Annotated in this window: 6 protein-coding genes; 4 read left to right on the top strand and 2 right to left on the bottom strand. The window is 68.8% G+C overall.

The window, feature by feature from the left end:
• Positions 1-93: 93 nt before the first annotated feature.
• A complete protein-coding gene (locus Van01_RS05160; protein WP_204000966.1) occupies positions 94-2,838 on the top strand; it encodes a beta-L-arabinofuranosidase domain-containing protein in 2,745 nt (914 codons plus the stop codon).
• A 480-nt stretch (positions 2,839-3,318) separates the two neighbouring features.
• Entirely contained in the window at positions 3,319-4,692 is a 1,374-nt protein-coding gene (locus Van01_RS05155; RefSeq protein WP_204000963.1) for an endo-1,4-beta-xylanase, read from the top strand.
• A 116-nt stretch (positions 4,693-4,808) separates the two neighbouring features.
• On the opposite strand, the gene Van01_RS05150 is transcribed toward Van01_RS05155, so the two are convergent.
• Positions 4,809-5,798: a LacI family DNA-binding transcriptional regulator gene (locus tag Van01_RS05150; RefSeq protein ID WP_199172344.1), complete on the bottom strand. Its 990-nt coding sequence runs from the start codon at positions 5,796-5,798 to the stop codon at positions 4,809-4,811.
• A gap of 576 nt (positions 5,799-6,374) precedes the next feature.
• On the opposite strand from Van01_RS05150, the gene Van01_RS05145 reads away from it, so the two are divergent.
• Together Van01_RS05145 and Van01_RS05140 are read left to right on the top strand one after the other, a co-directional pair.
• Positions 6,375-8,027 carry a glycoside hydrolase family 27 protein gene (locus Van01_RS05145; protein WP_204000960.1) on the top strand — a complete coding sequence of 551 codons (1,653 nt, stop codon included), beginning with the start codon at positions 6,375-6,377 and terminating at the stop codon, positions 8,025-8,027.
• Positions 8,024-9,820 (top strand): family 43 glycosylhydrolase, encoded by a 1,797-nt coding sequence (locus tag Van01_RS05140; RefSeq protein WP_204000947.1) that lies wholly within the window; start codon positions 8,024-8,026, stop codon positions 9,818-9,820. The genes Van01_RS05145 and Van01_RS05140 overlap by 4 nt, the downstream gene beginning before the upstream one ends.
• A 344-nt stretch (positions 9,821-10,164) precedes the next feature.
• On the opposite strand, the gene Van01_RS05135 is transcribed toward Van01_RS05140, so the two are convergent.
• Positions 10,165-12,261, bottom strand: a complete 2,097-nt coding sequence (locus tag Van01_RS05135; protein WP_204000934.1) for a family 43 glycosylhydrolase — start codon at positions 12,259-12,261, stop codon at positions 10,165-10,167.
• Positions 12,262-12,392 lie beyond the last annotated feature (131 nt).

The raw sequence follows: 12,392 nt of genomic DNA, 5'->3' as shown, positions 1-12,392 counted from the left end.
GCGCAGTGACGTCATCGCACAGTCCTCGCCGCCCCGTCGGCCACCACCCCGCCGGGCCGGGCGGCGCTGCCCCATGCCACCACGGAGGTCGTGATGCCCCACCCGTCCCTCAACCGTCGACACGTGCTCCGGGCCGCCGGCGCGGCCGCCGTCGCCGCCGCCGTCGGCCCCACGCTGGCCAACGGCACCGCCAGTGCGGCGCTCCCACCGGTGCGGCCGGACCTCGGCGTCTCCGCCTACGCCTTCGATCCGGGCCAGGTGCGGTTGACCGCCAGCCGCTGGCTGGACAACCAGAACCGTACGGTCAACTACCTGCGCTTCGTCGACGTCAACCGGCTGCTCTACAACTTCCGCGCCAACCACCGGCTCTCCACCGCGGGCGCCGCGGCCCTCGGTGGCTGGGAGGCACCCAACTTCCCGTTCCGCACCCACTCCCAGGGGCACTTCCTGACCGCCTGGTCGTACCTGTGGGCCGTACTCGGCGACACCACCTGCCGCGACAAGGCCAACTACATGGTCGCCGAGCTGGCCAAGTGCCAGGCCAACAACGGCGCGGCCGGCTTCAACACCGGGTACCTCAGCGGCTTTCCCGAGTCCGACTTCACAGCCGTGGAGAACCGTACGCTCAACAACGGCAACGTGCCGTACTACGCCATCCACAAGACCCTTGCCGGGCTGCTCGACGTGTGGCGGTACATCGGCAACGACCAGGCCCGCGACGTCCTGCTGGCGTTCGCCGGCTGGGTCGACTGGCGTACCAGCCGACTGACCTCGGCCCAGATGCAGGCGATGCTCGGCACCGAGTTCGGCGGCATGAACGCGGTGCTGACCGACCTGTACCAGCAGACCGGCGACGCCAGGTGGCTGACCGCCGCCCAGCGGTTCGACCACAACGCGGTGTTCAACCCGCTCGCGGCCAACTCCGACCAGCTCAACGGGCTGCACGCCAACACGCAGGTGCCGAAGTGGATCGGCGCGGCCCGCGAGTTCAAGGCCACCGGCACCACCCGGTACCGGGACATCGCCAGCAACGCGTGGAACATGACAGTCAACGCGCACACCTATGTCATCGGCGGCAACAGCCAGGCCGAACACTTCCGGGCGCCCAACGCCATCGCCGGCTACCTGCGCAACGACACCTGCGAGGCGTGCAACACGTACAACATGCTCAAGCTGACCCGGGAGTTGTGGCTGCTCGACCCGAACCGGGTGGCGTACTTCGACTTCTACGAGCGGGCGCTGCTCAACCACCTGATCGGGGCGCAGAACCCGGCCGACAACCACGGCCACATCACCTACTTCACGCCGTTGAATCCCGGCGGGCGGCGGGGCGTGGGTCCGGCGTGGGGCGGCGGCACGTGGAGTACCGACTACAACTCCTTCTGGTGCTGCCAGGGCACCGGGCTGGAGAGCAACACCACGTTGATGGACTCGATCTACTTCCACAACGGCAGCACGCTCACGGTCAACCTGTTCATGCCCTCGGTGCTCACCTGGTCGCAACGGGGCATCACGGTCACCCAGACCACCACCTACCCGGTCAGTGACACCACCACCCTCACCGTCACCGGCAGCGTCGGCGGGTCGTGGACGATGCGGATCCGCATCCCGGCCTGGACGCAGGGCGCGACGGTGAGCGTCAACGGCACCGCACAGAACATCACCACCACCCCGGGCACGTACGCGACCCTCACCCGCTCCTGGACCTCCGGCGACACGGTGACCGTACGGCTGCCGATGCGGGTGATCGTGCAGGCGGCCAACGACGACCCGAACGTGGTGGCGCTGACCTACGGCCCGGCGGTGCTCTCCGGCAACTACGGCAACACCGCGCTCTCCGCGCTGCCCGCCCTGGCCACCACCTCGGTCACCCGGACCAGCACCTCGGCATTGGCCTTCACCGCCACCGCCAACGGCGCCACTGTCAACCTGGGCCCGTTCCACGACGCGCACGGGCACAACTACACCGTCTACTGGAGCGCCAACGGCCAGTCCCCGGGCGGTACGACTGCGACGTTCCGGCTCGCCAACGCCGCGAGTGGCCTGGTGGTCGGCATCGAGAACATGTCCACAGCCGACGGGGCGCCGGCACTGCAGTGGGGCGACAACGGTACGGCGGACCACGACTGGCAGCTGGTCGTCGACGGCAACGCGGTCCGGTTCCGCAACGCCCACAGCGCCAAGGTGCTCGGCGTACAGAACATGTCGACAGCCGACAACGCGCAGGTCCTGCAATGGTCGGACACCGGCACGGCGGACCACAGGTGGACGATCGTGGACGTCGGCGACGGGTCCCACAAGATCCGCAACGTACACACCGGCAAGCTGCTCGCCACCCTCAACGGCTCCACGGCCCAGGGTGCCCGGGTCGTCCAGGATCCGGACAACGGCACGTCGGACAACCAATGGCGGTTCCTGCCCAACGGTGCCCGCCGGATCCAGAACCTGGCCACCGGCCTGGTGCTGGGTGTGCAGAACATGTCCACCGCCGACGGCGGCCTGGTGATCCAGTGGGGCGACACGGGCACCGCCGACCACCTCTGGACCGCGATCGTGGACAGCGGCGGCTACCTGCGGCTGCGCAACTCCAACAGCGGCAAGGTGCTGGGAGTGGAGAACGGCAGCAGCGCCAACGGCGCCCGGGTGGTGCAGTGGGCCGACAACGGTGCGGCCAGCAACAGGTGGCGGTTGCGGTACGCCGCGAACGGTTACTTCCGGATCCAGTCGGCAAACGGCGGGCGGGTCCTCGGCGTCACCGGTGCCTCGTCCAGCCAGGGCACCCAGATCGTGATCTGGGACGACAACGGCGCGAGCGACCACCGTTGGCGCTTCATCTGAGCCTGACCCGCTGGCACCGAGGCCGCTGGGCGGGACCCACCACAGGTCCTGTCCGGCGGCCTCGGTCGTCGTCCCGATCCGCCATCGCATCCACAGTCATCGCTTGAGCATGTTATCGATAACATGCTAGCTTCGGGGCGAGGAGTACGGGCACACTCCTGTTCCAGGTCACCGGTCACCGGGGCCGAGGCGGCCACCGCGCCGACTCCGCCCGGCGACTGTCCGGGCCGGCATCCGCGAGACGCCGCGCGTAGTCACACCGCGCGGAAGGGCACGCCTCGACGGCACAGATCGCCGCGTCACACGCACCGACCGCTGTTTGTTGGCGGACCGGAACATCTCACCTCACCGCGCGACCCGTGCGATCCGCGTTCGGGTCAGCCCCGCCGTGCCCGGATCCGGACGCCGGTTCAGGGCTGCCACCGGTGGGAGCTGGTCCGCGGCGGCACCCGGTACCACCACCATCGAAAGGGCACGTCGATGAAACTCAGAGCCACCGGCGGCAGGATCGCGGGCCTCCGGCCGCGTACCATGCTGATGTCCGGCGCGGCGGCTGCCGCGCTGCTCGTCTCCACCGCGCTTATCGCGCCCTCCGCCCACGCCGCCGCCAGCACCCTCGGCGCGGCGGCGGCGCAGAGCGGCCGCTACTTCGGCGCCGCCACCAACTCATTCCAGCTCTCCAACTCGGCCTACGCCACGATCCTCAATCGTGAGTTCAACTCGATAGTGGCCGAGAACGAGATGAAGTGGTACGCCAACGAGCCCCAGCAGAACTCGTTCAGCTTCAGCGCGGGCGACCGGCTCGTCGCGCACGCCCGGGCCAACGGGATGTCCGTCCGTGGCCACACCCTGCTCTGGCACGCTCAACAGCCCGGCTGGGCGCAGAACCTGTCCGGCACCGCACTGCGTAACGCGGCGATCAACCATGTCACCCGGGTAGCCACCCACTACCGGGGGCAGATCCATTCGTGGGACGTGGTGAACGAGGCGTTCGCCGACGGTGGCAGCGGCGCGCGGCGGGACTCGAACCTGCAACGCACCGGCAACGACTGGATCGAGGCCGCCTTCCGGGCCGCCCGCGCGGCCGACCCCGGCGCCAAGCTCTGCTACAACGACTACAACACCGACGGCATCAACGCGAAGTCGACAGGCATCTACAACATGGTGCGCGACTTCAAGCAACGCGGCGTACCCATCGACTGCGTCGGCTTCCAGTCCCACCTCGGCACCACCCTCGCCAGCGACTACCAGGCCAACCTGCAACGCTTCGCCGACCTCGGCGTCGACGTGCAGATCACCGAGCTGGACGTCGCCCAGGGCGCCAACCAGGCGAGCATCTACGAGCGGGTGACCCGGGCCTGCCTGGCCGTGACGCGCTGCACCGGGATCACGGTCTGGGGTGTGTGGGACGCGGCCTCCTGGCGAGATGACAACCCGCTGCTCTTCGACGGCAACGGAAACAAGAAGCCGGCGTACACCTCGGTGCTCAACGCGCTGAACAGCGTCAGCGGACCGAACCCGACCAACCCGCCGCCGACCACCACACCGCCGCCGCCGGCCGGCGGCGCCTGCTCGGCGTCGGTGTCGCTGAACTCGTGGAACGGTGGCTTCGTGGCGACCGTCCGGGTCACCGCCGGCAGTGCCGCGATCCGTGGCTGGACGGTACGGATCACCCTGCCTGGCGGCGCGGCGGTCACCGGCACCTGGAACGCGCAGGCCAGCGGCAGCACTGGGACGGTGAACTTCAGCAATGTCGGCTACAACGGCCAGGTCGGCGCGGGCGGTAGCACGGAGTTCGGTTTCCAGGGCACCGGCACCGGACCCTCCGGCACCCCCACCTGCACCGCGACCTGACCCCTCCCCCACCCCGGGCGTCCCCCCGACCCGGGGTGGGCCGGGTGATCAAGAAGTTCTGGTCGCGTCCAACGCGGTTGCCGCCCAGAACTTCTTGGTCAACCCTTCAGGGCGGGTCAACGACGCGGAGGTGGGGCGACGCTTCGGCGGGCAACGAGCGTGGGGGCGATGGTCTCGCGCAGGGCGCCACCGCTCACCGACTCGATCTGGGTGAGCAGCATCTCCAGGCTCGCCCGGGCCACCGCGCCGAAGTCCGGTCGCACGGTGGTCAGCGGCGGGATGAAGTAGGCCGCCTCCGGCACGTCGTCGAAGCCGACCACGCTGATGTCGTCCGGCACCCGGCGGCCGTGCTCGTGCAGCGCCCGCAGCACACCGAGGGCCAGGTGGTCGTTCGCGGTGAAGACAGCCGTGACATCGGGCATCCGGGCCAGCATCTGCCCGCACCGGTAGCCGGCCGCCGCGGACCAGTCCGCCGGCACCAGCGGCGGGATCTCCGCGCCGGCCGACGTCAGAGCCTCCCGCCAGCCCTCGATCCGGCCCGCACTGTCGAACCAGTCGGACGGACCGGAGACATGCCAGACCGTACGGTGGCCGGCGTCGAGCAGGTGCTGGGTGGCGGCCCGGGCACCGGCCGCCTGGTCGACGGTCACCAGCGGCATCGGCCGGTGGGGATCCCCGTCCACGGTCACCAGTGGCACGTCCTTGGGCAGCCGCTCCAGCGCCTCACCTGCGGACTCCACGGGCGCGATCACCACGATGCCGGCGACCCGGTGGGCCAGGTGCCGCTCCACCACCGCCGAGATCGACCGGTGGTCGAGGTCGCGCACACTGCCCACGCTCACCGCGAAACCGGACTCGGCAGCCGTCTGCTCCAGCGCGGCCAGCAGGGAGGCCGGACCGTAGAGGGTGGTGTTCTGAGCCACCACCCCGATCACCTGCGACCGACCGGTGACCAACGCGCGGGCCGCCCGGTTCGGCCGGTAGCCCAGCTCCGCGATGGCCGCCTGCACGCGCAGCCTGGTCTGCTCGCGTACGTTCGGGTGACCGTTCAGCACTCGTGAGACCGTCTGATGGGAGACGCCGGCGAGGCGGGCCACGTCCGTCATCGCAGGATCGCGTACGGCCATCTCACACTCCCCGCAATCCAGTCATCGCCGCAGCCCGTCGGCGATGACTGGCACGGCTCAGGTACAAAGATCCCCTCGCGCGGTGCCCACGCCGGCCCGTGCCGTCCGGGTGGAAAGCGCTAGATCACGCACAGTCTAGCGCCAGCAACCACCCCGGTGGCCGGCGGCCCGACCGCGTTCGCCGGAAAACCTCCTCCAGGGCCTCCTGTTAGCGGTCACACCCGGTCTGCCCGATGCTCTGCGCACCGCTCGGACGGGTGCGTCACGATGCTGCACGGATGGCAACGGATAATTTACATGCATTGATGATAGCGATAACATTCTCGTCATCGGAACGGCACCTGGCGGCACGTCGGGGCTGGGAGCCGGGCGTCTGAACGGCATGCCGACCGGCGCTGACCGGGCACGCCACCCCGCTCCCGCACGACAGCGCGCGGGAGCGGGGTGGCGTGCCGGGATCCGCCAGCAGAGTTTCACGGCCGCACCCGCCGACCGCCGCGATGCCGGCAACCGGTGGCCGTACCCGATCACCGCACCGACGAGGAGGAATTCAACGTGCGTAGCGCAAGAAGGTGGCTGACCGCCGCCCTGGGCATCCTGGCGGTGACGCTCACCGCGAGCTTCGCCGACGGGGTCATCTCTCCCAAGCCGGCGCAGGCGCTGAACAACGGCGTCGCCCGGACCCCGCCGATGGGCTGGAACACCTGGAACACGTTCGGCTGCAACATCAACGAGACTCTCATCCGCCAGATGGCCGACTCGATCGTCAACCACGGTCTTCGCGACCTCGGGTACAAGTACGTGGTCGTCGACGACTGCTGGTTCGATCCGAACCGGGACGCCCAAGGCAACCTCCAGGCGCATCCGCAGCGGTTCCCGAGCGGCATGAAGGCCCTCGGCGACTACCTGCACTCACGTGGCCTGCTGTTCGGCATCTACCAGGCACCGCTGGACCAGACCTGTGCCCAGTACTTCGACGCCTTCCCCGGCTCGACGGGCAGCCTCGGACACGAGTACCAGGACGCCCGGCAGTTCGCCGCCTGGGGCGTCGACTACCTGAAGTACGACTGGTGCTCCCCGACCGGGACCATCAACGACCAGGTGGCGCGGTTCAGCATCATGCGCGACGCGCTGGCCGCCACCGGCCGGCCGATCGTCTACAGCATCAACTCCAACAGCATCCACGAGAAGACCGGGCCGCAACGCAACTGGAGCGATGTGGCGAACCTCTGGCGGACCACCGAGGACATCACAAACACCTGGGAGAGCGGCCAGACCAACGGCTACCCGATGGGCATCCAGAACATCGTGAACGTGAACGTGCCGCTGGCCGGCTATGCCGCACCGGGCGGATTCAACGACCCGGACATGCTGGAGGTCGGCAACGGTGGGATGAACGACACCGAGATGCGCAGTCACTTCGCGTTGTGGGCGATCATGGCGGCGCCGCTGATGATGGGCAACGACCTGCGTTCCGCCAGCACGGCGACGCTTGACATCCTGCGCAACCAGAACCTGGTCGCGATCAACCAGGACACGCTTGGACTTCAGGCCGTCCAGGTCTCCCATGACGGCACCCGGCGGGTCCTGGCCAAGCGTCTGGCCAACGGTGATGTCGCGGTCGCCCTGTTCAACCAGGGGAACTCCACCACGACGATCTCCACCACGGCGGCGGCCATCGGCAAGACCGGCAGCTCGTTCACGCTGCTCAACGCGTGGACCAACGGCACCTCCACGACCACCGGAACCATCTCCGCGAGCGTGCCGGCACACGGCACCGTGGTGTACCGGGTCAGCGGTGGCGGCACCACCAACCCGCCGGTCCCGAGCACCTTCCGGCTGCGCAGCGAGTCGTCCGGGCGCTGCCTCGATCTCGACAACTCCAACACCGCAAACGGCACCGGCACCCTGATCTGGGACTGCCACGGCAACCCCAACCAGCAGATCAGCCAGCAGGGCCAGACGCTGCGTGTGCTCGGCAAGTGCCTGGACGTGCCGACGAACGCGGTGAACGGCACCCGGGTGCAGATCTGGGACTGCAACGGCGGCACCAACCAGCAGTGGACGCTCAACGCCAACGGCACGGTGAGCAACGGCCGCTTCCCCTCGCTGTGTCTGGACGTGAACAACGCGGGCACGGCAAACGGGACCGCGGTGATCCTCTGGTCCTGCCACGGCAACGCCAACCAACGGTGGAGCCGGGCGTGAGAGCGAGGGCGCTGCGCCGCGTCGTCGCCGTGCTCGCGAGCGTGGCCTGCACGATCGCCCTGCTACCCGGCGTCGCGCGGGCCGACAACCCGATCGTCCAGCACATCTACACCGCCGACCCGGCGCCGATGCTGCACAACGGCCGGGTGTACCTCTACACCGGACACGACGAGGACGGCTCCACCTACTTCACGATGCGTGACTGGCGGGTCTTCTCCTCGGCCGACATGGTGAACTGGACCGACCACGGCACGCCGATGAGCCTGACGACGTTCGCCTGGGCGGACGCCAACGCGTGGGCCGGGCACGTCATCGCCCGCAACGGGAAGTTCTACTGGTACGTGCCCGTCCGGCAGCGCTCGAACGGGCAGATGGTCATCGGGGTGGGGGTCGCGGACAGCCCGACCGGGCCGTTCCGTGACGCGCTCGGCCGTCCGCTCGTCGGCAACGGCGAGATCGATCCGCACGCATTCATCGACGATGACGGGCAGGCGTACCTCTACTGGGGCAATCCAAACCTCTGGTACGTACGACTCAACCCCGACATGATCTCGTTCTCCGGTGGACCGACCCAGATCCCACTCACCACCGCGGGGTTCGGTACCCGCACCGGCAACGCCAGCCGGCCCACCCTCTACGAGGAAGGGCCCTGGGTCTACAAACGCAACGGGCTTTACTACAACGTGTTCGCGGCGGAGTGCTGCTCGGAGTTCATCGGCTACTCGACGGCACCCGGTCCGACCGGCCCGTGGACGTACCGGGGAACGGTCATGCCCCGGCAGGGCTCCAGCTTCACCAACCACCCCGGCGTGATCGACTACGCCGGCGGGTCGTACTTCTTCTACCACAACGGCGCGCTACCCGGTGGCGGCGGTTACACCCGATCGGTCGCCGTGGAGAAGTTCACCTACAACTCCAACGGAACCATCCCCACCATGAACATGACCACCGCCGGGGCTCCCCAGGTGGGCACGTTGAATCCGTACGTGCGCCAGGAGGCCGAGACGATCGCCTGGGGGTCCGGCATCGAGACCGAGCCGTCCAGCGAGGGTGGCATGAACGTCGGCTGGATCGAGAACGGCGACCACATCAAGGTCAAGGGGGTCGCTTTCGGCACCGGGGCGACCACCTTCTCCGCGCGGGTCGCCTCGGCCACCAGCGGTGGCCGCATCGAGGTACGGCTGGACAGCGCCAGCGGCCCGGTCGTCGGCACCTGCACGGTGGCCGGCACCGGCGGCTGGCAGAACTGGACGACCACCAGCTGCGGGGTGACCGGAGCCACCGGCACGCGGGATCTCTACCTGCGCTTCGCCGGCGGCAGCGGCAACCTGTTCAACGTCAACTGGTGGCAGTTCGCCGGTGGCGGTAGCGCCCCCACGGCCTACCGGATCATCAATCGCAACAGCGGACAGGTCGTCGATGTGCAGCAGCCCAACCTCGACAACCTCGCCGTGATCGGGCAGTGGAGCAGCAACGGCAGCGCCTGGCAGCAGTGGCGCTTCCTCGACGCCGGCAACGGCAACGTACGGCTGCAGAGCGTGCACAGCGGCAAGTGCGTCGACGTGCGCGACGTCTCCACCGCCGACGGGGCACAGATCATCCAGTACACCTGCCACGACGGTCTGAACCAGGTGTTCAGCTGGCGGTCGACAGGCGACGGGTATCAGCAGCTGGTGAACGTCAACAGCGACAAGTGCCTGAACGTGGTGGGCGGCTCCACCGCTCAGGGCGCGGCCCTGGAGCAGCGGACGTGCAGTTCGGCGTCCAGCATGCAGTGGTCCCGCGCCGCCTGACCCTTGGCGCACGGACAGATGCCGGGTGGGATCCTCCCACCCGGCATCTGCGTCTCCGGTCCTCGACGGCGGCCGGGGCGCCCTGCCCCGGGATCCGGTCGGAGGTGGGTTGCCCGCGTCCGGTGGATCCCGTCGCTGCACGGTGGCGGAGGGGTGCCGTGCGGCGCGAGGTGGTTGCCCGCGTCCTGTCGAGCTGAGTCGGGTGTGCTCTCACTCGGCTGGGTACCCTCACTCGGCCGCGTGAGAAGGGGCCTGTCGTCCGCTCGGCGGGCAGACGACAGGCCCCAGCCTGTGGGTGACCGACCCGGCCTCGACACCTACGTGCCGGACCGGTCACCGCCAGCTCACGGCGTGGACAACTCGAATCGCCGTACCGTCACCGCACCACCCAGGGCCTGGGTGGCGTAGTTGAAGATGGCGAACCGGTACCCCATGAAGAACGTCCAGTTGTTGTTGAGCGTCAGGGCGTTGCCCAGCGGGACGAAGGTGACCCCGTCGGTGCTGTACGAGAACCGCGCCTGTCGACCCGTGCCGGGTCGGATGTCGGCATTGGCCCGCAACCAGATACGCCCACCGGAGACCGCCGCGCTGGCGATCTCGCTGCCGGTGCTCGTGGTGTCCCAGTTGCTGTTCATGTTCAGCCCGTTGGTCATGACCACCCGGGTGGTCCCGTTGTCCCGGCGGACGCCGATCCACGCGGAGACGTCCCGGAGCATGGCCAGGCCGGTGCGGTCACCGTCGCGCATCGTCGAGTAGTCGATCTCGACAGTGCCGGTCGAGGTCGGCCCCTGGATGCGGTGGGTGATCGTGTTGCGGGCCTGGTAGAGGTCGTTGGTCACGGTGGCGGTCTGCAGCCGCAGCCCGTTGTTCACCGACCACCGACTGTTGTCCGGGTTGTGGTTCCACTCGTACTGCGGGCCGAGGGTGGTGCCGGCGAAGGTGTCGGCGCCGGTGAGCGGCTTGACCGGGCGCAGCGGCAGCGGGTTGGGGTAGTTGACCCCCCAGGCGCCGTTCACCGTCTGCACCTGCGGCCAACCGTCAGCGGTCCAGGTGATCGGTGCGAGGGTCGGCATCCGGCCGCCCGGGTACGCGTCGGTGAAGGCCATGTAGTACCAGGAGCCGTTCGGCAGTTGCACCAGGCCGCCCTGGTGGGGCACCCCGCCACCGGAGATCGGGCCCTGCATGTTGAGCAGCACCTGGCGCTGCTCGTACGGACCGAAGGGACCGTTCGTGGACTTCAGCACGTACTGGCCGTTGGCCGGGCGGGTCAGCCAGATGTAGTAGGCACCGTTGCGCTTGTAGAACCGTGCGCCCTCCAGCGTGCCGATGCTCGACGGGGTCTGGTACACCTGCTGGGCCCGGACCTGGCTGCGCCCGTCGGCGGAGAGCTGAGCCACGCTGATGGTGCCGTTGCCGTAGGCGACGTACATGGTGTCGTTGTCGTCGATGAGCATCCCCGCGTCGTAGTAGCACTGGGGCAGGGTGGCGTGCCGGCTCCAGGTGCCGTCGACGGCAGTCGCGGTGTAGATGTGGGTCTGGGCGAAGTTGATGCACCCGGCCCAGTAGTAGGTCTGGTTGCTCGGCCGGTAGTTGAGCGTGGAGGCCCAGATGCCCTCGACGTACGCCTGTTGCCCGGCGGGCAGGTCGTACTTGGTGCCGAAGTCCAGTCGGGGCACCGAGTGCCCGGCGAACTCCCAGTTCACCAGGTCGTACGAGCGCAGGATCGGGGCACCCGGCGAGTAGTGCATGGTGGAGGCGGTCATGTAGTACACCTCGCCGACCCTGATCACCTCGACGTCGGCGAAGTCCTGCCAGACGACCGGGTTGGTGAAGCTGCCGCCGGGGGGCGGATCGGTGGGGGTGCCGCCGTTGCCGACCTGGACCAGCTGCCACTGCTGGTTCGCGCCGCCCCAGTCGTCGTACTGCACGATGTTGCCGCCGTCGGCGGTCGAGGCGTTCTGCACCTCCATGGCCTTGTTGGAGTTGCGGTTGATCAGCCGGACGTACCCACCGGCCGAGTCGGCCAACCGGAACTGCTGGTTGGTCCCGTTGTGGTCGCTCCACTGCACGATCGACGCGCCGTTGGCGGTGGAGAAGTTGTACACGTCGAGCACCTTGCCCGAGTGCCGCGAGCGCAGCCGGTAGTAGCCGCCGCCGGAGTCGACGAACTGCCACTGCTGCCAGTTCCCGTCGTTGCGGGCCCACTGGGTGATCCGCGCACCGTCGTTCGTGGCCTGGTTGTAGACGTCGAGAGCCTTGCCGCTGTTGCGGTTGACGAGGACGTACCAGGCGTTGGTGTCCACAGTGGCCGCAGCCGCCGGCGACGGCGCGACCGCCGCCAGGGAGCCGCCCACCACCATCGCCGCCAGGACGGCGAGCGCGCGCGACAGCCAGCCACGCCGGCCCGGCAGGGTCCGTGGGACCTCACCAATGGCAATCATGATCCTCCTTCAGGATGCGAGCAGAACGCACGGCGGGACGTCTCTCTGCGGCCCCACGCCGTCGCAATTCCGGTGCGGCGTGTGATCGCTAACATGACCGCTCTGCCCAAGGGAGAGATCAGGTGACCGCC

This window comes from Micromonospora andamanensis (assembly GCF_016863495.1).
GTDB classification, from domain to species: Bacteria; Actinomycetota; Actinomycetes; order Mycobacteriales; family Micromonosporaceae; genus Micromonospora; species Micromonospora andamanensis.
The sequence above is the reverse complement of the archived record's forward strand: the minus strand, read 5'-3'. Positions and strand labels throughout refer to the sequence as shown.